At 28.1% G+C, this 26,438-nt stretch carries 25 protein-coding genes; 23 read left to right on the top strand and 2 right to left on the bottom strand.

The window, feature by feature from the left end; translation table 11 throughout:
* The first annotated feature begins 28 nt into the window (after positions 1-28).
* From AC11VW_RS09290 to AC11VW_RS09350, 13 genes are all read left to right on the top strand, one after another.
* On the top strand, positions 29-1,732 hold the full coding sequence (locus AC11VW_RS09290) for a phospho-sugar mutase (RefSeq protein ID WP_484301130.1): 1,704 nt from the start codon (positions 29-31) through the stop codon (positions 1,730-1,732).
* A 12-nt stretch (positions 1,733-1,744) separates the two neighbouring features.
* Positions 1,745-2,818, top strand: a complete 1,074-nt coding sequence (locus tag AC11VW_RS09295) for a mannose-1-phosphate guanylyltransferase (RefSeq protein WP_484301131.1) — start codon at positions 1,745-1,747, stop codon at positions 2,816-2,818.
* 32 nt (positions 2,819-2,850) lie between these two features.
* A complete protein-coding gene (locus AC11VW_RS09300) occupies positions 2,851-3,585 on the top strand; it encodes a glycosyltransferase family 32 protein (protein ID WP_484301132.1) in 735 nt (244 codons plus the stop codon).
* Between the two features lies 1 nt (position 3,586).
* On the top strand, positions 3,587-4,741 hold the full coding sequence (locus tag AC11VW_RS09305; RefSeq protein ID WP_484301133.1) for a polysaccharide polymerase: 1,155 nt from the start codon (positions 3,587-3,589) through the stop codon (positions 4,739-4,741).
* Positions 4,741-5,580, top strand: a complete 840-nt coding sequence (locus AC11VW_RS09310) for a glycosyltransferase family 2 protein (protein WP_484301134.1) — start codon at positions 4,741-4,743, stop codon at positions 5,578-5,580. The genes AC11VW_RS09305 and AC11VW_RS09310 overlap by 1 nt, the downstream gene beginning before the upstream one ends.
* A gap of 14 nt (positions 5,581-5,594) precedes the next feature.
* Complete coding sequence (locus tag AC11VW_RS09315) at positions 5,595-6,773, top strand: CDP-glycerol glycerophosphotransferase family protein (protein ID WP_484301135.1); 1,179 nt, start codon at positions 5,595-5,597, stop codon at positions 6,771-6,773.
* A 24-nt stretch (positions 6,774-6,797) separates the two neighbouring features.
* Entirely contained in the window at positions 6,798-7,547 is a 750-nt protein-coding gene (locus tag AC11VW_RS09320; RefSeq protein ID WP_484301136.1) for a glycosyltransferase family 2 protein, read from the top strand.
* Between the two features lie 21 nt (positions 7,548-7,568).
* Complete coding sequence (locus AC11VW_RS09325) at positions 7,569-8,462, top strand: glycosyltransferase family A protein (RefSeq protein WP_484301137.1); 894 nt, start codon at positions 7,569-7,571, stop codon at positions 8,460-8,462.
* A gap of 54 nt (positions 8,463-8,516) precedes the next feature.
* Positions 8,517-9,269, top strand: a complete 753-nt coding sequence (locus AC11VW_RS09330) for a glycosyltransferase family 2 protein (RefSeq protein WP_484301138.1) — start codon at positions 8,517-8,519, stop codon at positions 9,267-9,269.
* Positions 9,270-9,301: 32 nt separating this feature from the next.
* A complete protein-coding gene (locus tag AC11VW_RS09335) occupies positions 9,302-10,597 on the top strand; it encodes a UDP-glucose dehydrogenase family protein (RefSeq protein ID WP_484301139.1) in 1,296 nt (431 codons plus the stop codon).
* Positions 10,598-10,610: 13 nt separating this feature from the next.
* Positions 10,611-10,748, top strand: coding sequence for a hypothetical protein (locus AC11VW_RS09340; RefSeq protein WP_484301140.1), 138 nt, complete (start codon positions 10,611-10,613; stop codon positions 10,746-10,748).
* A gap of 124 nt (positions 10,749-10,872) precedes the next feature.
* Entirely contained in the window at positions 10,873-11,607 is a 735-nt protein-coding gene (locus AC11VW_RS09345; protein ID WP_484301141.1) for a C40 family peptidase, read from the top strand.
* Between the two features lie 148 nt (positions 11,608-11,755).
* Positions 11,756-13,858 carry a family 10 glycosylhydrolase gene (locus tag AC11VW_RS09350; protein ID WP_484301142.1) on the top strand — a complete coding sequence of 701 codons (2,103 nt, stop codon included), beginning with the start codon at positions 11,756-11,758 and terminating at the stop codon, positions 13,856-13,858.
* Positions 13,859-13,918: 60 nt separating this feature from the next.
* Here the strand turns inward: AC11VW_RS09350 and AC11VW_RS09355 are convergent, their stop codons facing one another.
* Both AC11VW_RS09355 and manA read right to left on the bottom strand, forming a co-directional pair.
* Positions 13,919-14,899: an LCP family protein gene (locus AC11VW_RS09355; protein ID WP_484301143.1), complete on the bottom strand. Its 981-nt coding sequence runs from the start codon at positions 14,897-14,899 to the stop codon at positions 13,919-13,921.
* 105 nt (positions 14,900-15,004) lie between these two features.
* Positions 15,005-15,949 carry a mannose-6-phosphate isomerase, class I gene (gene manA / locus AC11VW_RS09360; protein WP_484301144.1) on the bottom strand — a complete coding sequence of 315 codons (945 nt, stop codon included), beginning with the start codon at positions 15,947-15,949 and terminating at the stop codon, positions 15,005-15,007.
* 240 nt (positions 15,950-16,189) lie between these two features.
* Here manA and AC11VW_RS09365 point away from each other — a divergent pair, with 240 nt between their 5' ends.
* From AC11VW_RS09365 to ptsP, 10 genes are all read left to right on the top strand, one after another.
* Positions 16,190-16,846, top strand: coding sequence for an RsiV family protein (locus AC11VW_RS09365; RefSeq protein WP_484301145.1), 657 nt, complete (start codon positions 16,190-16,192; stop codon positions 16,844-16,846).
* Positions 16,847-16,862: 16 nt separating this feature from the next.
* Positions 16,863-17,384: an amidase domain-containing protein gene (locus AC11VW_RS09370; RefSeq protein WP_484301146.1), complete on the top strand. Its 522-nt coding sequence runs from the start codon at positions 16,863-16,865 to the stop codon at positions 17,382-17,384.
* A 239-nt stretch (positions 17,385-17,623) separates the two neighbouring features.
* Positions 17,624-18,268, top strand: coding sequence for a polyprenyl diphosphate synthase (gene uppS, locus AC11VW_RS09375; RefSeq protein WP_484301147.1), 645 nt, complete (start codon positions 17,624-17,626; stop codon positions 18,266-18,268).
* Positions 18,269-18,369: 101 nt separating this feature from the next.
* Positions 18,370-19,230 carry an N-acetylmuramoyl-L-alanine amidase family protein gene (locus AC11VW_RS09380; RefSeq protein ID WP_484301148.1) on the top strand — a complete coding sequence of 287 codons (861 nt, stop codon included), beginning with the start codon at positions 18,370-18,372 and terminating at the stop codon, positions 19,228-19,230.
* Between the two features lie 218 nt (positions 19,231-19,448).
* Positions 19,449-20,354, top strand: a complete 906-nt coding sequence (locus AC11VW_RS09385; RefSeq protein WP_484301149.1) for a patatin-like phospholipase family protein — start codon at positions 19,449-19,451, stop codon at positions 20,352-20,354.
* 64 nt (positions 20,355-20,418) lie between these two features.
* Positions 20,419-22,167, top strand: coding sequence for an Eco57I restriction-modification methylase domain-containing protein (locus AC11VW_RS09390; protein WP_484301150.1), 1,749 nt, complete (start codon positions 20,419-20,421; stop codon positions 22,165-22,167).
* Between the two features lie 48 nt (positions 22,168-22,215).
* Positions 22,216-22,560, top strand: coding sequence for a hypothetical protein (locus AC11VW_RS09395; protein ID WP_484301151.1), 345 nt, complete (start codon positions 22,216-22,218; stop codon positions 22,558-22,560).
* A 313-nt stretch (positions 22,561-22,873) separates the two neighbouring features.
* Positions 22,874-24,085 (top strand): patatin-like phospholipase family protein, encoded by a 1,212-nt coding sequence (locus tag AC11VW_RS09400; RefSeq protein WP_484301152.1) that lies wholly within the window; start codon positions 22,874-22,876, stop codon positions 24,083-24,085.
* 144 nt (positions 24,086-24,229) lie between these two features.
* Positions 24,230-24,490, top strand: a complete 261-nt coding sequence (locus AC11VW_RS09405) for an HPr family phosphocarrier protein (protein ID WP_484301153.1) — start codon at positions 24,230-24,232, stop codon at positions 24,488-24,490.
* 118 nt (positions 24,491-24,608) lie between these two features.
* On the top strand, positions 24,609-26,321 hold the full coding sequence (gene ptsP / locus AC11VW_RS09410) for a phosphoenolpyruvate--protein phosphotransferase (protein ID WP_484301154.1): 1,713 nt from the start codon (positions 24,609-24,611) through the stop codon (positions 26,319-26,321).
* The last annotated feature ends 117 nt before the right edge of the window (positions 26,322-26,438 follow it).

Genomic DNA, 26,438 nt, shown 5'->3' on the forward strand with positions numbered 1-26,438 from the left:
GAAATTAGGTTATGGAAGGGATAATAACATGGATTACAAAAGAGTATATGATAGTTGGTTAAACTCTCCTTATTTTGATGGAGATACTAAGGAAGAGTTATTAAATATAAAAGATGATGAAAAAGAAATTCAAGAAAGATTTTATAAAAATTTAGAATTTGGTACAGGTGGTTTAAGAGGAATCATTGGTGCTGGAACCAATAGAATTAATATCTACACTGTTAGACGTGCTACATTAGGTGTACTAAATTATATAGTAAAAACTATGGGACAAGTTGGCAAAGGCAAAGGTGTTGTAGTAGCTTACGATAGTAGATTCATGTCTAGAGAATTTTGTAATGAAGTGGCAAAAACTTTAGCTGCTTATGGTGTCAAGGCATATATATTTGAGGATTTAAGACCTACTCCAGAGCTTTCTTTTGCTGTAAGATATTTAAATTGTGCTATGGGAATAGTTATTACAGCTAGTCATAATCCTAAGGAATATAACGGATATAAGGTATATGGTCCTGATGGAGGACAAGTTTGTATAGATATGGCAAATGATATAATAAGTGAAGTTAATAAAATAGAAGATTATAGTACTATAAAAACTATTGATTTTAATGAAGCGGTTAAATCTAATATGATAACTATATTAGATGATAGTGTTGATAAAGTTTTTATAGAAGCTGTAAAAAGTCAAATACTTAGACAAGATATAATAAATGAATATGGAAAAGATTTAAAGGTAATATTTACTCCTATACATGGAACTGGTAATAAGTCTATAAGACGTGTTTTATGTGAAACTGGATTTGAAAATGTATCTGTTGTTAAGGAACAAGAAAATCCAGACCCTAATTTTTCAACTGTAGAATATCCAAATCCAGAAGAAAAATCTGTATTTAATATAGCTATAGAAATGGCAAAAGAAAATGGTGCAGATTTAATAATAGGTACTGATCCAGATTGTGATAGAGTTGGGGTTGTTGTGAAAGACTCTAATGGCGAGTATATTATTTTAAATGGAAACCAAGTTGGTTCTTTACTTGTTAGATACGTAATAGAAAGTTTAGTAGAGAAAAATGAATTACCTATAAATCCTGTTATAGTAAAGACTATAGTTACTTCAGAACTTGGAGCAAAGATTGCAAATTCTTATGGTGTTGAGTGTTTAGATACTTTAACTGGATTTAAGTTTATAGGTGAAAAAATAAATGAGTTTGAAACTAGCGGTGAAAAGAACTTCATAATGGGTTATGAAGAAAGTTATGGTTATTTAATAGGAACTCATGCTAGAGATAAAGATGGTGTAGTATCAGCACTTATGATATGTGAGATGGCTGCATTTTATAAATCTAAAAATATGAGTTTATATGATGCTTTATTAGATACTTATAATAAATTTGGTTATTATAAAGAAGATTTAAAATCTATAACTTTAAAAGGTATAGATGGTTTAGAAAAGATAAAAGAAATAATGCACTATTTTAGAAATACTAAAATAGATGATATAAGCGATATAAAAGTAGATAAGGTATTAGACTATAAAGAAGGTGTAAGTAATTTACCAAAGTCTGATGTACTTAAGTTCTTATTAGAAGATGGCTCTTGGATAGCTGTTAGACCATCTGGAACAGAGCCTAAGATAAAGTTCTATTTTGGTTGTAATTGTGATAATGAAAAGGATGTAGAGTCTAAGTTAGATAAAATAATGTCTACAATAGTAAATATGGTGGATTCTATATAAGGAGGATCTGATATGAAAGTATACAACGTTATAATGGCAGGTGGAGGCGGAACTCGTTTTTGGCCTTTGAGTAGACAAGAAGTTCCTAAGCAGTTAATAAACTTAAGTGGACAAGATGCATTAATAAATGAAACTATAAATAGAATAGATTCTTTAGCTAAAAAAGAAGATTTATTTATAGTTACTAATGAAAAGCAAATAGATGCTTTAAAAGATATTGTAAAAGATAAGTGTATAGATGAAAATATATTACCTGAGCCATGTGCTAGAAATACAGCAGCAGCTATTGGTTTTGCAGCTTTCAATATAATGAAAAAATTTGGAGACGGTGTTATGTGTGTTTATCCAGCTGATCATTATATAAAGGATGAAGAAGGATTTACTACTGTATTAAATAAGGCTATTGATGTAGCTAAAAATAATGATAAGTTAGTAACTATAGGAATAACACCAACTTTCCCTTCTACAGGATATGGATATATAAATTTTGATTATGATGCTACTGTAGGAGATAGTGCATATGAGGTATTGGAATTTGTTGAAAAGCCAAGCTTTGAAGTTGCAAAGAGTTATGTGAATTCTAAAAAATATGTATGGAATAGTGGAATGTTTGTATGGAAGGTGTCAAAAATATTAGAAGACTTTAAAAGATACTTACCTAAGGTATATGATAAGTTAGAAAAAATAGCAGAGCATATGGGTACGGACAAAGAAGCACAAGCTATAAGAGATATTTACCCTACTATACCTTCTATATCTATAGATTATGGTGTTATGGAAAGAAGTAATGATGTTGTAGTTGTACCAGGAGACTTTGGTTGGAATGATGTTGGTTCTTGGGATTCTTTAGGTGCTATTTATCCTACTGATGAAGAAGGTAATATAAAAAGAGGCGAAAACATTACGATAGATACTAAAAACTCAATTATATATTCTGATGACAAGTTGGTTTCTACAATTGGTGTAAGTGATTTAATAGTAGTTGCTACTAATGATGCTGTTATGGTTTGTAGAAAAGATAAAGCACAAGATGTAAAAAAAATAGTTGATGTGTTAAAGGCAAAAGATAGACAAGAATATATTTAGATTTTAAGAATAAAGCTAAAGGAGGAATTCTATTGATACCTAAAAAAATACATTATGTTTGGATTGGTGGACCTAAGGGAAATATAGAAAATATTTGTATAAACTCTTGGAAAGAAATACTTCCAGACTATGAAATAATAGAGTGGAATGAAAAAAATTTTGATATAGAAAAAGAAATAAGAGGGAAAAAATTCTTAGAAGAATGCTATAAAAGAAAGTTATGGGCATTTATATCAGACTATATAAGAATAAAAGTTCTTTACGAACAAGGTGGAGTTTATATGGATACAGATATGCAAATATTAAAAGATATAACGCCACTTTTAGATGAAAGTAAACTTTTCCTTGGATACGAAGATGAAAAATATGCTAATGGAGCTATAATAGGGGCAACAAAAAATCATAAGTTACTTAAAGACTTATTAGATTTTTATGAAAGTGAAGTTTTAATTTCAGACTTTTTCACTATACCAAAGGTTATAACTCATATTGTAGAAACTAAATATGAAAAGATAGATAGAAATCATTATAGTGAAGGAATACAAATTTATGATGAAGAGTATTTTTATCCTTTTAGCTATAAAGAAGATTTCTATAATGAATGTATAAAAGATAATACTTATGGAATACATTGGTGGGGAAAAAGCTGGGCTAAGAAAAGAGATTATTTCTTAGAAAGCAAACATTTAAGTGGAGTAGATAAAGTTGTTAAGTGCTCTAAAATATTTGCAAGTAATACTTTACTAGGCTTAAAGAGGAGAAAGTGATATGAATAGTTTAGAAAAGAGAGTAAATATAAGACCAATAGCTTTTACTATAGCGTTAGTATTAATTATATTAAGAAAATATATGATATCATTTATTGATCCAGCTATAGATGTTAATATAATAAAGTCACTTTTATTTTATGGGCCTATAGGTATACTAGGAATACTTTTTATATTTGATTCTAAAAAAAGTATTTCAGAAATTTTGATAGTAGGAATTTGTTCGATTTTATATGTGATTAATAGAGAAGGAGCTATACTGCTTATTGTATTATTAGCTGTAGTATCTAAAACAATAGATGATAAATATATAGTTAAGAATTATTTAGCTATATCTGTATTGTTTTTAGTAACAGTTATATTAGTATTTAATTTATTGCCGTGGTTGCAATCTAATCAAGAAGTTCATTATAGATATATAAAAAGCACGGATTCTCTTATTATGAGGATGGACTATGGATTAGGCAATCCAAATGCTGTATTTTATCATATGGTTACTATATATGCGGCATATATTTTCTTAAGATTTGAAGAGTATAATTTATGGGATAGAGTGATCTTATTTGGATCAGCTTTTTTCATATATGAAACAACATATAGTAGAACAGGATTTTTTACTATATTAGCAGGACTACTTTTTATGGAATTTGTGAGAATTATAAATCTAAAAAAAGTAAAAATTTTACCGACACTTATAAAAATATCTCCTATAATACTGATTGTTATAAGTGTTGCTGTAGGGACTGTATTTCATAAACAAAGTGCATTAAATAGAGCATTAGCAAGTAGACCTAAATATTGGAATGTATATTTATCTCAAAAGGGAAACTTCCTGAAACCTTTTGGAAATGTATATGATGCTACTGTAAAAGGTCTTAATCCGTTAGACAGTTCTTATGTTTATATAATAAGTGTATTAGGAATAATATCTTGTATATTGTTCATGTATTTATTATATAAAGGGATAGAAAGTTTTATAGAAAAAAATAAAAAAGCATACTTAGTGGTGGTAGTAATATTTTTAATGTATTCTTTTGCAGAAAATTTATTATTAGAAGCTGCATTTAGTTTTGGAATGATATTACTTATAAAAGAGTTTATATTGAATGATGAACGATATATATATTTATATAATCGTAAAAATAGGAGGATGTAATGTTAGTATCGTTGATAATGCCAACATTAAATAGATATGATGATATATATTTATTAATGAAAAGTTTAGAAAAACAAGTATATAAAAACTTTGAACTTATAGTTGTAGATCAAAATGACAATGATAAGGTAAAAGTTATAGTAGACAAGTATATTGATAAACTTGATATAAAATATATAAAAAGTGATAAAATAGGATTAAGCTACAATAGAAATATAGGAATCAAGATGGCTAAGGGACAAATAATAGGATTTCCTGATGATGATTGTGTATATGAAAATGATACATTAGAAAAGGTCATCAAGTTCTTTAAAGAAAACCAAGACTATAGAATATATAGTTGTAAAACTATGGATGCGAATAAAGTGGATGCTTTTAAGAAGATGTATGACGGAACTTGTGATATTAATAGCATAAATGTTTTAGATACTATAACATCTATAACCTTCTTTATAAACTTCAAAGAAGATAAATATACAATGTTTGATGAAAAGTTAGGCGTAGGTGGAGAATTTGGTTCTGGAGAAGAAATAGATTATATATTAAATTTATTAAGTATGAAATATAAAGGTAAATACTTTGGAGATGATATAATTTACCATCCAGCAAAAAAACATTCTAAATCAAAAGAAAAGTATGAAAGAGATTATAACTATGGTAGAGGCTTTGGAGCATTATGTAAAAAGCAGATAGTTTATAGAAAAGACTATAAATTCTTAAAGGTAATGTCATCTAAGTTAATAAGAAATATAGGAGGCTTAGTATTAAGCTCAAGTAAAGATTATCATAATGCAACTATAAAAGGTAGAATTAATGGATTTAGACAGTATAAGAAATAGTGAGGATTGGTTTTATGGATAAGATTAGATTTTTAATAAATATGACTGTTGCCTTTTTTATGTACCCATTTACTAGGTCAAAGTTTAAAGGTAAAAATATTTGGCTCATAGGTGGACATGCAGGTGATATATATAATGATAACTCTAAGTTTTTTTATGAGTATATGTTAAGAGAGCATAAGGATATTGAAATATACTGGGTCATAAACAAAGATAGCAAGATATTTGATAAAATACCAGGAAAAAAATTAGAAAGAGGAACTATAAAAAATTATTTATGCTATTTCAATGCAAAAGCTATAATATTTTCACATTCTCCATCGGCTGATATTGCACCGTTTAATTTTATAGTTCCTGTACTAAATGTATTTCACAAAAAAGTGGTTAAGGTTTATTTAAATCATGGAACTATAAGTTTTAAAAAGAGAAAGCCTATGAATGGAGCATTTAAAAAACAAATAGATGAACTTATAAGAAGCTATGAAATAGCAACAGCAAGTTCAGAGTTTGAAAAAAATATTATGGTAAATGAATGGGGTATGAGTGATAAAAGTGTGTGTATAGTTGGGAATGCTAGATATGATAATTTACCAACAAGTGAGAAGGCACAAACTAGAGACATATTATATACTCCAACTTGGAGAGACTGGATAAAGTTTAATTCAGGTAAGTTTACCGATAGTGATTACTTTAAGAATATAATGAATTTCTTAAATGATGAAAGATTAAACAAAGTTTTAGAAAAAAAAGATATTAAAATAAAATTTTACTTACATCATCTTATGCATGAATTTATAGATGATATAAGAGAAAATATAACTGGAAATCAAATTGTATTTTTAGATAAGGGAGTAATTTTAGCAAATGAAATAAGAAAGTCAGCTGCTAATATAACTGACTACTCAAGTGTAGCTATAGACTTTTTATATATGAATAGACCAATACTTTTTTATCAATTTGATATTAAGGAATATATGGAAAAGGTAGATTCATATATCGACTTAGAAACAGGAATGTTTGGATCATTAGCATACAATAAAGATGAAGCAGTAGAAAAGCTTATTGAGATAATTGAAAATGATTTTGAAGTTAAAAAGAATCAAAAAGATGAAAGAGATAATTTCTTTAAGTACAATGATAACAAAAACTGTGACAGAATATACAACTGCATATTAAGTAGAGTTGACAAATAATTTATAAATGATGAGGAAAATAATATGAAGAAAAATTTAGTATCTATAATTACTCCCATGTATAATTCTGAAAAATTTATTGAGTACACAATAGAATCAGTTTTAAATCAAACTTATGAAAATTGGGAAATGTTGATAGTGGATGATTGTTCTACTGATAACGGCGCGAATATCGTTAAGTCATATGCTGATAAAGATAGAAGAATAAAATATATCAGAATAGAAACTAACAAAGGAGTATCTCATGCTAGAAATGTAGGGTTAAAAGAAGCTAATGGACAGTTCATTGCGTTCTTAGATAGTGATGACATATGGAATAATGAAAAGTTAGAAAAGCAAATAACCTTTATGACAAAAAATGATTATGCAATTACCTTTACATCTTATGAGCTTATAAATGAAAATAATGAAAAGTTAAATAAGATAATAAGAGTTCTTGAAAAAGTAGAATACAATACTTTATTAAAAGGGAATATATTAGGTTGTTTGACTGTAGTTATAGATAAATCTAAGTTGAATTTTGATATAAAAATGAGTGGTGTGAGACACGAAGATTATGTATTATGGTTATCTATATTAAAGCAAGGATATATAGCATACGGAATAGACGAGGTTTTAGCATTATATAGAAAGTCACTTAATTCTTTAAGTGGAAATAAGATAAAATCAGCTATGTGGACTTGGAATATATATAGAAATATAGAAAAGATACCATTACACAAGTCTATATACTACTTCGTAAATTATAGTATAAATGGAATTAAAAAAAGTTAATTAGAAAGGATAAATTTAAAAATGTATAAGTTTACTGTTTTCACACCGACCTACAATAGATCTTATATATTAGAAAACTTATATAATGATTTAAAAGAACAAACTTTTAAAGATTTTGAATGGTTAATTGTAGATGATGGAAGTACAGATAATACAAAAGAATTAATTTATAAATTTAAAAGTGAAGATAAAGTAAATATAAGATATATATATAAAGAAAATGGCGGAAAGCATACAGCTATAAATTTAGGTGTAAAAGAAGCGCATGGAGAATTATTTTTCATAGTAGATAGTGATGATGGATTAATGCATAATTCATTAGAAATTGTAAATAGAAAATGGAATATGACAACAAATAAAGAAAAATTATGTGGAGTCGTTGGACTTTGTGCACATCAAAATGGAGAAACTTTAGGTACTGAAATGCCGGAGGATAAGAAGATATGCCGTTTTGCAGACTTATATTATAAGTTTGGTGTAAAAGGAGACAAAACTATAGTATTTGTAACAGATATATTAAAGAAGTATCCATTTCCAGAAAGAAAAGAAGTGAAATTCTTACCAGAAAGTATTGTTTGGTATGAGATGTCTAAAGAATATGACGTTACATGTATAAATGAACCTATGATAATTAGAGAGTATTTAGAAGATGGATTAACTAAAAATATATTAAGTAAAAGTTCTTTAAGAGGAAGAGCTTTGGAATACTTATATTTAACAAATCAAAATACATACCCTATAGATAGGTACCCATATATGTGGGCTAAAAATTATATAAACTTAGCTAGGTATTCATTGTTATCTGAAAGTAGTTATTACAAAGAAATCAATAAGTTAGGGGATAAGTTTATGTATATAGCATGTTTCCCATTAGGTTATTATAAATACTTAAAACAAAAAAAATTAGTAAAATAAACAAACTTATTGATAGTATAAATTGACAGCTACTATATAAGGAGAGTATAAATTATGAATAAACCTTTAGTATCGATAATAACACCTGTATATAATGCAGAACAGTTTTTATCGGAGACAATAAAGTCAATACAAAGTCAAACTTATAAAAATTGGGAGATTTTATTAGTAGATGATTATTCTAAAGATAACTCAGCTAATATAATAAAAGAATTTCAAAAAAGTGATGATAGAATTAAATACATAAAGCTTGCGCAAAATTCTGGGGCCTCAGTATCTAGAAATACTGGTATAAAAAATGCAAAAGGTAGATTTATTGCATTTGTAGATAGTGATGATATATGGGAGCCTAAAAAGTTAGAAGTTCAAATTAACTATATGCTAAAAGAAAAAAGAGGTTTTACATTTACATCATATAGATATATGAAAGAAAATGGATTGAAAACTAATAAGGTAGCTAAGGCACCATCTAAAATAAATTACAATGGTCTGCTTAAAAATACTATAATAGGATGCTCTACTGTAGTTGTAGATAGAAATATTATTGGTGATTTTGAGATGCCTTTAGTTAGAAGAGGACAAGATACTGCAACTTGGTTAAAAATACTAAGAAATGAAAAGTATGCTTATGGAATACAAGAAGATTTAGTTAATTATAGATTAGTAGGAGATTCTTTATCTAGTAATAAAATAAAGGCTATTAAAAGAACATGGAATACTTATAGAAATGTGGAAAATTTAGGAATGATTAAAAGTTCTTATGTATTTTGTTTTTATGTATTTAATGCAATAAAAAAAAGAATTTAGTGTAAATTTATATACATTTGGAGGGAAATATCATGAGAATTGCTATAGCCGGAACGGGATATGTAGGTTTAGTAACGGGGGTATGTTTGGCACAAGTAGGGCATACAAATGTGGTATGTGTTGATGTAGATGAAAAAAAAGTAGAGCTTATGAAAGCTGGAGTTTCCCCTATACATGAAGATGATTTAGAAGAATTAATGATGAAAAATTATAAAATGGGAAGAATTGATTATACTACAGATTACAAAAATGCATATAAAGATGCTGATGTAATAATGATAGCTGTGGGAACACCAGAGAGAAATGATGGTTCTGCAAACTTAGATTATATAAAAGAGGTAGCGATTCAAATTTCTCAAACTATAACTAAGGATACTTTAGTAGTAATAAAATCAACAGTACCTATTGGAACTAATGATGATATAGAAAGCTATATAAGAAAAAATCTGAAAAATGATGTTAAAGTAGAAGTTGCTTCAAATCCAGAGTTTTTATCGCAAGGAACGGCTGTGAAAGATACTTTATATGCATCAAGAATAGTTGTAGGTGTTGAGAGTGAGTGGGCTAAAAATATATTAGAAAGTATTTATGAACCTTTTAATCAACCAATAGTTGTGACTAATAGAAATAGTGCTGAGATGATAAAGTATGCTTCAAATGACTTCCTAGCACTTAAGATTTCTTTTATGAATGATATTGCAAATCTTTGTGAAATAGTAGGTGCAAATATTGAAGATGTAGCTTCAGGTATGAGTTATGATGATAGAATAGGGAGTAAATTTTTAAAGGCTGGTATTGGATATGGTGGTTCATGTTTTCCAAAGGATACTAAGGCATTACACTGGCTATCAACTCAGAATGGATATGAATTAAAGACTGTAAAAGCAGCCATAGAAGTGAATGAATCACAAAAACTTAGATTAGTTAGAAAAGCATCAAATTTAGTAGAGAGCTTTAAAAATATGAAGGTAGCAGTTTTAGGTCTTACATTTAAGCCTGATACTGATGATTTAAGAGAGGCTCCTTCTATACCTAATATTAAGTACTTAATAGAAAGAGGAGCTAAAATTGTAGCTTATGATCCTGTAGGAATAAAAAATACTAAAAAGATATTTGGTGATAGTATAAATTATGCAGAGTCTATAGATGATGCTATTAATGACGCCCAGATTTGTTTTATAATGACAGAATGGAAGGATATTGTAAATTATAATATATCCAATTATAAAGATAAGATGAAGAAACCTTTAGTATTTGATGGAAGAAACTGTTACAAAACAGAAGATATGTCTAATCTAGGGATAGAGTATTACTCTATAGGAAGATAGAAAGGTATATCATATGAGTACTATATGTTATTTAGCTGATGTATCTAATCCTCATACTATAAAAAGGTGTAATTTTATTAAAGAGAATTATGAAGTTAATTTAAACTTTAATGATATAGATAAAATATATAAGAAAATATTTAGTACATAAATAAGGCTTAGTCTATTGCAAATATAATTGATAGACTAAGCTTTATTTTTAAAAATTACTATTATAATTGAAAAAAATGGTAAAAAGTGTTACAATTATATTACAAATTTACAAGGGGGAAACTATGAGTATAAAAAATAAGAAAATTAATATATTATTTAAAGCAGCTACGATAGCAATACTTTCAAGTTTTATTTATATAGGAGCAAATAATCAAGAAGCATATGCACTTGAAAATGGAAGTGAAATAAATCAGTCATCCATAACATCAAATGTAGAAAAAGGTACAGTTAATCCATGTGATTACTTAAATGTAAGAAGTGGTCCAGGTGTAAATTACTCAGTAGTAACAAAAATATATACTAACAACTTAGTTGATGTATTAGAAAAAAATAGCAATGGTTGGTACAAAATAAAAGTATCAAATGGAGCTATAGGCTGGGTAAATGGAACATTTATACAAACACCAAATAGTAACACAGCAAGTGATAAAGTAAAACAAGTGGTTGACTTAGCATATAAGCAATTAGGTAAACCATATGTATGGGGAGCTACTGGACCTAATTCGTTTGATTGTTCAGGTTTTACATCATATGTATATAAGAATGGAGCTAGCGTAAATCTTCCGAGAACTTCAACAGATCAAGTAAATGTTGGAAAAACAGTAAGTAAAAGTAATTTAAAGCCAGGTGATTTAATATTCTTCTCATCAACAGGAAAAGGAATAAGTCACGTTGGATTATATATAGGCGATTCTAAAATGATACATTCTCCTAAGCCAGGAGAGAGCGTAAGAATAGATAATATTAATTCATCATATTATTCAAAAACTTACGTAACATCTAAATCTATAATATAGTATATGAAGCAGTGAATGAAAAATTCACTGCTTTTTTTACTATATTATGATTTAATTAGCATTAATTGACTAGTATATTATATTTATGTATAATTTATGTTAAAATAATTGTAGAAAGTATACGAAATATAATTATTAGGGGGGAAATATGAAAAAATTAAAAGCACTTATATTGTCGTTAGTTATGATATTTACTACATGTAATTTAAATGTATTCGCTGCGGATAATAGCAGTGAAATGAGAGCAGCTTGGATATCTACAGTTTATAATATAGACTGGCCTAAAACTCAAAATGATAAAGCTGCGCAAGAAAGGGAATACACACAGTTATTAGACAATTTAAAATCAGTAGGGTTAAATACGGTAGTAGTACAAGTAAGACCGAATGGGGATGCTTTATATAAGTCAAATATAAATCCATGGTCAGAGTACCTTACAGGAACTCAAGGAAAAGATCCAGGATATGATCCATTACCTTTCTTAATAGATGAGGCACATAAAAGAGGTATGGAGTTCCATGCATGGTTCAATCCTTACAGAGTAACTACAAGCGGTATAGATTTAAGCAAACTTGCACCGAATAACCCAGCAAGATTACATCCAGATTGGCTACTTGAATATCAAAGTGGTAGTAATAAAGCATTAGCATATAATCCAGGTTTACCTGAGGTTAGAAAGCATATAGTGGATTCTGTAAGTGAAGTAGTAAAAAACTATGATATAGATGGAGTTCATTTTGATGATTATTTCTATAGATCTGGCATGAATGATGATGCAACATACAATCAATATGGAAATGGACAAGATAAAGGTGATTGGAGAAGGGAAAATGTTAATGCTTTATTAAGAGAAGTAAATGCTTCTATAAAAAATATTAAATCAAATGTAGCGTTTGGAGTAAGCCCAAGTGGTATATGGAGAAATATATCAAGTGATCCAACAGGTTCTGATACTAGAGGAAATGAAAGTTATTCAAGTAGCTATGCAGATACAAGAGCTTGGATAAGACAAGGACTAGTTGATTATGTAGTACCTCAATTATATTGGCCAATAGGATATTCAGCTGCTGATTATTCTAAATTAGTTACTTGGTGGTCAAATGAAGTTAAGGGAACTGATATAGATTTATATATAGGACAAGGGGTATATAAACAAGGTCAAACGGAATATAGTGGTCAAAATATTGCAGCTGAAATAAAGGATCAAATAAATTTAAATAGACAACATAGTGAGATAAAAGGTAGTATGTATTTCTCAACTAGGGATATTATAAAAAATACAAATCTTCAAAATGATTTAAAGGAACTTTATGCTAATCAACCTGTAAGTTCTATAAATATAAAACAACTACAAGGAAATGATAGATATGATACTGCTGTATCTATAAGTAAAGAAGGTTGGAAAGATGGCTCTGATACAGTTATATTAACTAATGGATATTCTGTAGTAGATGGAGTTACAGCAACACCTCTTGCTGCTGCTAACAATGGTCCAATTTTATTAACAGAAAAAGGTAAATTACCTGATGTTATAAAAGTAGAGCTAAAAAGATTAAATCCTAAAAAAGTAATAGTTATAGGTGCACAAGGTGTAGTTGGGGACAATGTATTAAAAGAAGTGAACACAACAATACCTAATGCTACAACAAAAAGAATAGGTGGTATAGACAGATATCAGACATCTCTTTTAATAGCAAAAGAAATTAGTTCTATAGTACCTATAAATAGAGTTTATGTAACAGGTGGTTATGGTGAAGCAGACGCGCTTTCTATAGCAGCTAAGGCTGGAGAAGAAAAACAACCAATAATATTATCACAAAAATCAAGTATCGGAAGTGATATATACAACTGGTTAGATAGTAAAAATTTAACAGATGCTTATTTTATAGGTGGAAGTCAAGTTTTATCAGATAATGTAATAGCAAAAATAAACACAGTGACTTCTAATAATGTATCAAATAATAGAGTATATGGAAATGACAGACAAGAAACAAATGCTAAGGTTATAGAAAAGTTTTATCCAAACAGTAGTTATAATTCTGTATTAGTTACAAAAAGTAACCCATTAGTAGATGCATTAACAGCAGGTCCTTTAGCAGCTAAGATTAAGTCTCCTATAGTTATAATAGGAAGTGGAGTGAGTTCTCTTCAAAATACTATATTACAAAATAAGAGCACAGAATTAGTATATCAAGTTGGTAGTGGAATAAATCAAACTGCTTTTAACAAGGTTATAGAATTATTAAAATAACAAGAAAAGGAGCTAATCTCTATTTTGAGATAGCTCCTTTTTATTGTTATTTTTTATTTACTACATTTTTGGGTTGTCTTCAGGCATTATATTCATGAATATAAAGTCATGTAATATTTCTAATGAGTCTGGGTCAAATTGTAATACCCATCCAGTCTCGAGGCTTAAAATTCCACCAGTACTATGAACTCCATCATCAATTGGGAATTCCATTTGTTTTAATTCAAGATTTCCAATACCTAAAACTTTAGTACCTAATCCTATTATTTCAGTAGGTTTCATATTTGTTTGAACATAAGGAAGTATAGTATTAACTAAACTAGGATACTTAGTTATAGGTAAATCCTTAACTCCATTTATTAAACCTTGTATAACATTTCTTTGTCTTCTATCTCTTTCAAGTGCTGAGTCATTATGTCTTATACGAGAATAAGCCAATAATTGATATCCATTTAAAGTTTGAGATCCAGAGTTTTCTATATATTGTATAGAACCTTTATTTGGGTTTGTATTCCAAGTATAAGTTTCTGGAATGAATTTATTCATTTCGTTTATTTCGCCATCTTGAACATCAACTGCAACGCCACCTAAAGTATCAACTATATCCATGAAAGAATAGAAGTTAACTGTAGCATATTCTTGTATATCTAACTCAAAGTTTTGTTCTATAGTTTCAATTAATAAACTTTCTTGACCATAAACGTAAGCATGAGTAAGTTTTTGTTTACCATGTCCAGGAATATCAACATAAGTATCACGTGCTAAAGATGTAAGCTTAAGGCTTTTATTCTTACCATCTACAGTAAGTATCATCATCGCATCAGATCTTGAATTTTTTTCTCCAGGTCTACCATCAGTACCCATCAATAGTATATTTGTAATTCCATTTTCATTTTTGTAATCATTATTATTTAAGATATCTTGGTTAGCACCAGAGTCGTGCATTCCTTTTAACTTAAAATAAACATATCCAAACGTAGCTGCAGGAAATGCTATAACTAATACGGCCAAGCATATAACTAGTTTTTTTAATTTCGACAAGATAATCCCTTCTTTCCTATTTTTTTAGAATAATATATTTATTATATTCGAGTATCGAAATATATTCAATATACAATCTTGTCATATTATTTATTTTATTGTTATTTATAGATGAGAATAAATAATCTCCATATTACCATTAAATATAAAGTCGCCGAAATCATAAGGTAATATAAAATGAGAGCCTTTATTTAAATTGTAATTACCTGATTTACAAATTAGCATACCGCTACCTTCTATAACACTATACAAAGAAAATAAAGTATTATGAGTAAGCTTACACTCGCCGAATATATTTAATTTATGAACACTGAAAAACTCATTGCTTATAAAGGTAGTATGTGTAAAAGTATTATTTTTAATAACTTTATAATCAAGAAGACTTTCTATATGAGGCACTGTAGTAACATCTAGTGACTTATCTATATGAAGCTCACGTTTATTTCCATTATTATCAACTCTATTGTAATCATAAATTCTATAAGTAGTATCAGAATTTTGTTGGGTTTCTAAAACTAAGGTACCTTTGTATAAAGCATGAATAGTTCCGCTTGGGACATAGAAGAAATCACCTTTTTTTATATTAATCCTTTTCAGAAGTTTATCCCACTCATTGTTATTTATCATAGAGTGGAGATCTTCTTTAGACTTAGCATTGTGACCAAATATAATTTCTGCATCATCATCGCAATCTAATATGTACCAACACTCAGCTTTTCCTAGTTCACCATTTTCATTTATTTTAGCATATTCATCATTTGGATGAACTTGAATCGATAAATTATCATTAGCATCTAAGATTTTTGTTAATAATGGAAATTTATCTCCTTTAGCATTACCAAATAAATCTCTGTGATTATTCCATAGATAGGATAAACTTTTACCTTTATACTTACTATTAACTATTACGCAATCACCATTATCATGAGAACTTATAGCCCAACATTCTCCTATACTATCTGAAGGTAATTCATAATTAAAAGTATTTTTTAAAGCAGTTCCCCCCCAAACTCTATACATGAACAATGGTTTTAAAAATAATGGTTCCATATGGCCTCCTAAAAATTAATCTATATATAAAACTAGTATATATTAGATATGTAAAAAATCAAGACTATAAAAACTAATAAAAGATATATTATATAGGCTTAATTACTTAGAAAATTCTCTGCATATATCTTCATAAGATGAAATATTTATATAAGATTATTTTCCATGCAAAAACATATTGCAATTTACATCATATATTCATATTAAGTAGTACAGACAAATATGAATAGGAGGGTTAAAATGCTATCCATTGACAGACAGGTTATAGAAGAAAATAATAATTTAGTAAGGTGTAGTTTAAATTATCCAGTTATCAAAGAACAAGAATGTGAAGGAAACATAATACAAATTATAAATCAGCTAATATATGAAGACATAATATCCTTCAAGGATGTATCAAATGATGAATGTAATAATAACATAGGTAGTATAAGTGAGTATATATTAAATGCTATATCAGAATATAGAATAACCTTCAATAAAAATCATATTATTAGTATACCTATAGAATTCTCACAACTCAGAGGATTATACGATATAACCTATATAAATTCCTATAATTATGATATAGCTCTAGGAAAGTGTATAACGTTAAGTGACATTTTTGATAATGAAACTAGTTATATAGAGTTAATAAATAAAAAGCTATTAAATGAAATTAATAATACTTTGAATGAGTATAGGTATGACTATTACGATGGTGAAGCAGATGAAGTTAAATTTATTTACGACGCTGAATCTTTTTATATAGAAGAAAATGGGATAGTCATCTGTTTTTCTAGTTATGAAGTTAGTAAATATATTTCCTATTTTATAGAGATAAAAATTTTATTTTCTGACTATAAAGATTATTTAAGCAGATACACTATTGATAATATCTGCAATTATAAGAATTAAGGGGGCATACAAAAAAATGAAACAACTACAGGAATATAATAGAGAAAAAGCGGTAGCATATGCTAAAAAATGGGCTTTATCTCATAATCCTGCTTATGCTAATTATGAAGAATATGGAGGCGATTGTACCAATTATATATCTCAGTGTATAGAACATGGAAATATACCTTTGGACAACATTGGAGAACATGTACTCAAGAAATGGTATTGGTATAGTGAAAATTATAGAACACCAACATGGACAGCAGCAGAGCCTTTTTATAAGTATATAATAGGTAATAATAAAGAGAACACTCAAGACTTTGGTATCTATGCAAGGATAGCTACCTATAATGAATTAGAGTTAGGGGATATAGTTCAATTGGTGTATGAAGGTAGAGCAATTCATACCATGATAGTAACTAATATAATATTAGAGGGAGATTATGTGGTGGATTATTATATATCTCAACACACTTATGATTTACTAGATTACCCACTGAGCTTAAAAGAAGGAGAAAAAAGATATATAAAAATATTAGGATATTATAATTATTGATAACTATTAATATAAAAATCATTTTATATAAAAAATAACCTATAGATTGAGACTATATAACAAGCTCGATTCTATAGGTTATTTCATTATTATGATATAAATACTCTTCAATATATATTTTATAATACCGAGGGTCAACTACATGGATTCTTTTTAATTAGAAGTTAAAAAAGGTATAAAACTATAAGCATAATATTTCTAAAAAATGTAAATAATCTCAATAAGAGAGGTGAAGATATATGAGAATACCAAAACATGTAGGTATTATACCTGATGGAAACAGAAGATGGGCACAAAACCAAGGTATGACAAAAGAAAAAGGATATGATAGTGGATTAGACCCAGGACTTGATGCATATAGACAATGCAGAGATATAGGGGTAGAAGAAGTAACATTCTATGGATTTACCACGGATAATACAAAACGACCAGCATATCAAACAGAAGCTTTTACAAAATCTTGTGTAGATGCGGCAAACATGCTAGCTAAAGAAGGAGCGGCTTTATTAGTAATGGGAAACACCAAATCGCCAATGTTCCCTAAGGAATTGTTACCATATACAAAAAGAGTAGAAGCAAAGCCAGGTCAAATAAAAGCTAATTTATTAGTAAATTATGGATGGCATTGGGATTTGAATACTTTAGCCGATGCAGATAATGTGAATAAGAATAATATACAAGACTACATACAATCTTTTGATATTTCTAGATTGGATTTAATAATAAGATGGGGCGGAAGAAGACGTTTAAGTGGGTTCTTGCCAGTTCAATCTATTTATGCAGATTTTTATGTTATAGATGACTATTGGCCAGATTTTGATAAAAATCATATGACAGATGCCTTTAATTGGTATAATGGACAAGATGTGACACTTGGAGGATAGAAAAATAAATAAAGTATATGGGTAAAATGTTGAAATATAGCTTCCTGAGTGGTAAAATACATATATTGTATAACTTAAACTAATCTCAGGAAGGTATGAAGATGTCAAATAGAAAAAATTCCAACAATCATAAAAATAGAAGAAGAGATACTGGAGTGAAAGTAAAAAAGAAAAAAATAAATAAGAAAAAAATTGTATTACTAATTTGTATGATAGGTATATTTGGATTAGGAATGAATAAAGCTACACTTGGAGTTTCTCAAGTTGTAAAAAATATAGATGACGTTAAAAATAAAAAAATCGAAGAAGAAAAAAAAATCGAAGAGGAAAAACAATTTAACCTAGAATTAGAACAAAAAGATGGATTAGATAAAAAATATACAATACTAATAGATCCAGGTCATGGTGGAAAAGACCCAGGTAATTTAGGAACACCTGTAGTAGAAGGAGACGCTAAGGCAAAGGTATATGAAAAAGATTTAAATCTTAAAATCGGAAAAAAAGTGGCTAGCATACTGTCAAAACAAAATGATGTACAAGTTATTTTAACAAGAACAGAGGATAAATCTGTTAGTTTAGAAGACAGAGTAATACTGGCAAACAATAAAGAGCAAGAAATAGATGCATTTATATCAATACACATGAATGCAGAATCAGGAGGCAATACTGCCAATGGTATAGAAACATATTATAGGACAGGAGCTACTCCAGAAGATAAATCATTACAACTTGCAAATTCAGTACAAAAAACTATTGGTTCATATGTTAAGATGAAAGATAGAGGCGTAAGGCAGGAGGTACTACAAGTTTTAAGAGATAGCAATGTAACTGCTATATTAGTTGAGTGTGGTTTTATAACTAATGATAAAGAACAACAAAAATTACTAGATGAGCAATATCAAAATCAATTATCAGAAGGTATAGCTCAAGGAGTGTTAACTTTCTTAGATGAAAATTCTTAAATATAAAAAAGCCTTCAATTGAAGATTTATAAGGAAGGCTTTTTTGAAGCACATATACGGGAATTATATTTATTTAAAGTTTTAAAATGAATATAATTTCCTATGTGCTATAATTAAATAAAAATAAAGCTATAATTTATAAAAATGGGATGGAAACATCCTATTTTTTTATGCATAAATATACATTAGAGCATAATTCTAGATATGGAGGGAAGTGTATGGGAAAGTCTACTTTTAACATTGTAACTTTTGATGGAGGTGGATTAAGAGGGGCATTAAGTATTGGTATTTTTGAACGTATACAAAGGGAAATTCCAGATATAATAAGGACCGCAAATTTATTAGGTGGAACATCTACAGGGAGTTTAATAGCCTTAGGTCTAGCTTATGGAGTAAGTTCTAATGAAATTAAAGAATTGTACTCTATAGAAAATTCTAAATATATATTTAGTAAACCTTATTCAGAGATGTTAAGACCGAAATATAATAATGAGCATTTAAAAGAAATATTATTAAACATATTTCCAGAAGATTTAAAGCTGAAAGATTTAGGAAAATTAGTAGTAGTACCCAGTTTTTATATAGGTAGTGAGACTAGTCCTTGGAAGCCTATCTTTTATAATAATATACCTAATTCACCTACAGAAAATGCTAGAGTTATAGATGTAGCAATGTCAAGTAGCGCTGCACCAGTATTTTTCCCAACGTACAAAAGTCATATAGATGGAGGAATAATGGCAACAGACCCTAGTTTAGCGTGTGTTGTATATGCAATGGGAAAAGAATTAGGCAAAGGTTGTGAGGATATGAGACTTTTATCATTAGGAACGGGGTATAACTTTAATAGTATAAAACAAGACACAACATCTTGGGGTGCACTAGATTGGATAATTAGTAAAAATCCTGATTTTCCAATAATATCACTGACATTAGAAGCTAGTGCCCAGATGAGTCAAATTTTTTCACGAAAATTATTAGGAGATAATTATAATCGAGTAAATCCACGAATGGATAGAGATATAGGAATGGATGATTGTGAAGCTTTGAAATATTTAACTGAGTTGTCTAATAGTTATGATATAGGTGATGATATAGCGTGGATGAAAGAAAAATGGAATAAATAGAAAAAGTATGTGTGCTATAATTAACTTGGGGAATTAAGAAGTTTATCATATTTGGAGGGGAAATATGGGGCTAGACTTAGGAAGTATTACAAGGGATAATTTTTTAGTGTCAAAAGGCTATGAAAATAGTTTAGATGATATCACTAAACGAACAAATGGAATTTACTATACACCAAGGATTATAGTAGAATATATTATGGAAAAGACTCTAAAAAAACATGATATAATTAAGAATCCGTGTCCAAAAGTATTAGATATATCTTGTGGATGCGGTAATTTTTTATTAGAGGCATACGATGTTCTATATGATTTGATAGAAGATAATATAGATGAATTAAAAGAAAGATATGGAGAAGTTTATTGGAAAATCGATAATATCCATAATCATATAATAAGTAACTGTATTTATGGAGCTGATATAGATAATAATGCTATAGAAATTTTAAGGAAAAGCTTACAGCAAAAAAATGATGATTCTATTATAGAAAACATAAATTTATACTGCTGTGATAGTCTTAAAGAGCATTGGGATGAAAAATTTGACTATATAATAGGAAATCCACCATATCTAGGGCATAAGAAGTTAGACAAGGAATATAAGAAGTTTTTAATTGAAAGATACCGTGAAGTTTATAGAGATAAATCAGATTTATACTATTGCTTTTATCAAAAAATCATAGAACTTTTAAATGAAAATGGAGTGAGTAGCATTATAACTCCAAGATATTTTTTAGAAAGTCCATCAGGCAGAAATTTAAGAAATTACATAAAAGATAATAGTAGTATAAAAGAAATCGTAGATTTTTTAGGATATCCTATATTTAAGAATATAGGAATTTGCAGCTGCATAGTTACATTAAATAAAGGGTTAAAAGTTAATAATAATATAGAAATTTTTAAAATAATAAATGAAAATATAGATGTGGAAAATATAGAAGATATAGATAGTTTAATACAAAGTGATGAATTTGAACATTTTATTACTAAGCAAGATACATTAGGTGAGGAGTGGATAATAGTAAATAAAAAAGATGAACAATTTTATAATAAGATTGAAGCAAATTGTAATTATAAACTAGAAGATATAGCAACAAGTTTTCAAGGAATAATAACCGGATGTGATAAAGCGTTTATATTAAATAAAAAAGATGAAAAAATAAAAAATATAAATGAGAATCTTTTGAAGCCTTGGGTAAAAAATAAAGATATAAATAAATATATCGTAGCTGATAATGAGTATGAGTTAATTTACTCAAATGATATAGATGATGAAGATAAGTACCCTACTGAAATAAATGGATTCATAGGAATATATAAAGAGAAGTTATTAAATAGAAGAGAATGTAGAAAAAATATTAGAAAATGGTATGAACTTCAGTGGGGGAGGGAAAAATACTTATTTGAACAGGTAAAAATAATGTATCCTTATAAGTGTTGTGAAAATAGATTTGCAATAGATTATAAAAAAAATTTTTGTAGTGCGGATGTTTACTCATTTTTCATAAAAGAAGAGTATATAAATGAATTTTCCTATGAGTATTTAGTAGGAGTTTTGAATTCAAATGTATATGATAAATATTTTAAAATAACTGCTAAGAAAATGAGCAAAAAAATTTATGATTATTACCCAAATAAAGTTATGAAAATAAGTATATTCAAAGATAATAATTATAATAAAATAGAGATATTATCTAAAACTATAATAAAACAATTAAAAAACACTAGAGATAATAAAGATGATGATATACTAAGTTTACAACAGGAAATAGACAGATTAATAGAACAGTCTTTAGATGTTCAATCACTAATATAGCCATATAGTCATATAATTATAAAAAGACAATTTTAAGGGGGCAATATTATGCTGAATGTTAGAATATCTGAAGTTGAAAAAATTGTATATATAGAAGTAAAAGGATATATAAGTAGTAATGAAGCGAAACTATTTTTAAATAATTACAAGCAAAATACAAGAACAATTAAAAGTAATCAATATAGGTTAGTAGTTATACCATCTATATTTGAATGTGAAAATAATGAAGATTTAAGAGTAGTATGTATGTCTTTTTTCAAAAGCGGATATAAAAAGATGTATTTAGTAGATCCAAGTAATTATATAATGAGTATAATGAATTTAGGAAAAATAGAGCAAAAAATGTTTAATAAATCAGTTAAAGTTATAAGCTCGGTTAAGGATATAAAATAAATTTGTTTATTGATATAGTATATTTTAAATAAAACAAAAATATATTTTAGTATACAAAGTGTGATTTTATACAACTAATTAATAAAAAATTTGAAAGATATATACTTTTTTGGACATTTTATGATAAAATATATTTAAATTTGTAAGAATAATTACATGATTTAATTTTGAAATATTAAACTAAATTTTAATAAAACTTATATTTCGACTTGAAAAACAATGCAAATTGTAATATATTTTAAATGGTAGTTAGATTTTAGGAAATCCTTATACAAAAAAATATATATCTTTCATATCAAAATAGGTGATAAATATGAAAGGTTTAGTATTAGAAGGTGGAGGAACAAAGGGTGCATATCAAATAGGTGCATACAAAGCCCTAAGGGATCTAGGATTAGAATTTCAAGGAGTAACAGGAACTTCAATAGGAGCATTGAATGGTGCTTATATAATACAAAATAATATTGAAGTTATGGAAGATATTTGGTTAACTTATGACTATACTCATTTTATGAACATGGATGAGGAGAGTTATGAGAAATATAAAAATATAGATTTTACTCCTAAAAACTTTAATGTTGTAATAGAACTTATAAATAAAGCTGTAAGAAATGAAGGAATTGATGTAAGTCCGTTAAGACAATTACTAGAGAAAACTTTAAATGAAGAAGCTATAAGAACATCAAATAAAGATTTTGGACTAGTAACGGTTTGTTGGGATAAAAAAATTAACCCACATCCTCTATATCTAGAAGATATACCTAAGGGGAGATTAGTAGATTATTTAATAGCAAGTTCAAGTTTACCAATTTTCAAACTTGATAAGATGGATGAAAAGCTTTATTTAGACGGAATGTTCTCTGATAATATGCCAATAAGTCTACTTGAAAACAAAGGTTATACAGATATAGTTGTAATTAGATTAATGGATGACTTTCTTGGAAAAATAAATTTAAATAAGCATCAAGATATAAATGTAAAAACCATAATTCCTTCAGATTATCTAGGAGGGATTTTGAATAAAGATAAAGATAGCGTAGAGAAAAATATAAATTTAGGTTATCTAGATGCTATGAAAGCATACGATAGATATGAAGGAATTAAATATTACTTTAATGCAGATTATAAATTTGATGAAGAATATTGCTTTGATAAATTTAGACGGTTGGATAATAATACTATTGAAAACCTTTCTAACTTGTTAGGAATAAAAAAAGACCCAAATCTTAGAACTCTAATGGAGAGTATAATTCCGAGGCTTGGAGAAGTGTTAAATTTAGATAAAGCTTTTTCATACAAAAATTTATTTTACTGCATATATGAAAAAAAGCTTGAAGAAAATAGTATAAATAGGTTACAGTTATATGACTTTAATAAAGTTGTAGATACTGTAAATAAAAATATAAATAGTAATAAAAACTTAACATCAAACTTTGAGGTTAGACCTATGATATCTTTACAAAAGAACAAGATGTCAAAAATTTTGACAAATTGTATATTAAAAGATTTTAAAAATCAAGGTTAGCCCGAATATTCCTATAGTGGGACAAAAAAGGCACCGTTGGACAAAAATGGAACAAGTAACCAAAAAAGGAATTTTTAGGAAAATAACTATCAGCTAATAAAGTAAATAAAATACTTTAAGAATAAATTTATTGGAGGTTTCATAATGGAAAAATTAGTAAGTATAAAAAATGCAAGTGGATTACACGCTAGACCAGCAGGTATGTTCGTTAAGAAAGCTGCTGAATTCAAATCTACAGTTGAAGTAGTAGCTAAAGGAAAAACTGTAAATGCTAAGTCGATAATGGGAATAATGAGTTTAGGATTAGCTCAAGGAGAGGAAATAACAGTTGTTGCTAATGGAGAAGACGAAGCTGCTGCTGTAGCTGCATTAGTTGAATTAATTGAAGGTGGATTTGGAGAATAATATCTACCTTATTTCTAAAGATGAATAAACCTCGGATTATGCCGAGGTTTTATTTGATATGAACTAACTTTAAATATATATAATTAAAATAAAAATAAAGTGTTAGGAGGGAGTACCCATGTACAAAGGAACAGGAGCATCTCCTGGAATTGCTCTAGGAAAAGCATTAGTAGTTGAACATAGTGAATTAGTGATAGAAAAAAGAAATATAGAAAATATCGAGGAAGAAATTGATAAGTTACAAAATGCCATTGAGATATCGAGAGAAGAATTAACTAAGGTTAAGGAAAAAGCTTTCAGAGAGTTAGGGGAACATGAAGCTGAAATATTTGAAGCTCATTTATTAGTTTTAGCTGACCCTGAATTAGTAGACTCTGCTATAGCTAAAATAAGAGATGAAAAAGTAAATGCTGACTTTGCTTTAAATGAAATAAAAGAAATGTTTGTATCAATGTTTGAATCTATGGATAATGAATATATGAGAGAAAGAGCTGCTGATATAAAAGACGTTACAAACAGAGTACTTAGACATATATTAGGTATTAAGATTGTTGATTTAGCAGGGCTTGATGAAGAAGTAGTGTTAATAGCGCATGACTTAACTCCATCAGATACTGCTACAATGAACAAGAAAATGGTATTAGGATTCTTAACTGATATAGGAGGAAGAACTTCTCATACTGCTATAATGGCTAGAACATTGGAAATAGCTGCAGTAGTAGGTTTAACTGATATAACTTCAAAAGTTAAAGATGGAGACTATATAGTATTCAATGGAGACACTGGTGAGGTTATAGTAAATCCAGATGAAGAAATTAAGGCTAAATATCAAGCATTAAAAACTGATTTTGAAGATTACAGAAAATCACTAGACTTACTAAAAGGACAAACATCTGTAACTCTAGATGGGAGACATGTTGAGTTAGCTGGAAATATAGGAAGTCCTAACGATGTAGAAGGATTAATAAAGAATGATGCTGAAGGTGTTGGTCTTTACAGAACAGAATTCTTATACATGGATAAGGATGATGCATTCCCAACAGAAGAAGAACAATATGAAGCATATAAGGCTGTACTTGAAGGAATGGGTGGAAAGCCTATAGTAATAAGAACATTAGATATAGGTGGAGATAAGGAATTATCTTACTTTAAGATGGATCCTGAAATGAATCCATTCTTAGGATACAGAGCTATAAGATTATGCTTAGATAGAACTGATATATTTAAAACTCAATTAAAAGCTTTATATAGAGCGAGTATTCATGGGAAATTAAGAATAATGTTTCCAATGATATCTTCATTAGAAGAGTTATTAGCATCTAAAGAAATTATAAAAGAAGTATTAGCAGAAATGGATGCAGAAGCAATACCTTATGCTAAAGATGTAGAAGTAGGTATGATGATAGAAATACCATCTGCTGCTGTTATATCTGATGTATTAGCTAAGCACGTAGACTTCTTCTCAATAGGAACTAATGACTTAATACAATATACTTGTGCAGTTGATAGAATGAACCAAAAGATAAGTTATCTTTACAACCAATTCAATCCAGCTGTATTAAGATTAATAAAGATGGTAATAGATAATGCTCATAAAGAAGGAAAATGGGCAGGAATGTGTGGAGAGTCTGCAGGAGATGCAAGAATGATACCAATACTTTTAGGTATGGGTCTTGATGAGTTCTCAATGAGTCCAATATCTATACTTCCAGCAAGAAAGTTTATAACTTCTGTTAACTATGAAGATATGAAAAACTTTGCAGATGAAGTATTAAGTTTGCCAACTGCTGAAGAAATAAAGAACCACGTAGATAAAACTTTCAATATGTAATAAATTAAAAGTCGCTATAAGTTTAGCGACTTTTTTGTGTAAAAATGAATAACTAAACTAATATTGTAAAAACTAAATTAAGACAATAGAAATTTTATAATTCAGGAGGCAGGAAAT

The sequence above is a fragment of the Romboutsia sp. genome (assembly GCF_056995035.1).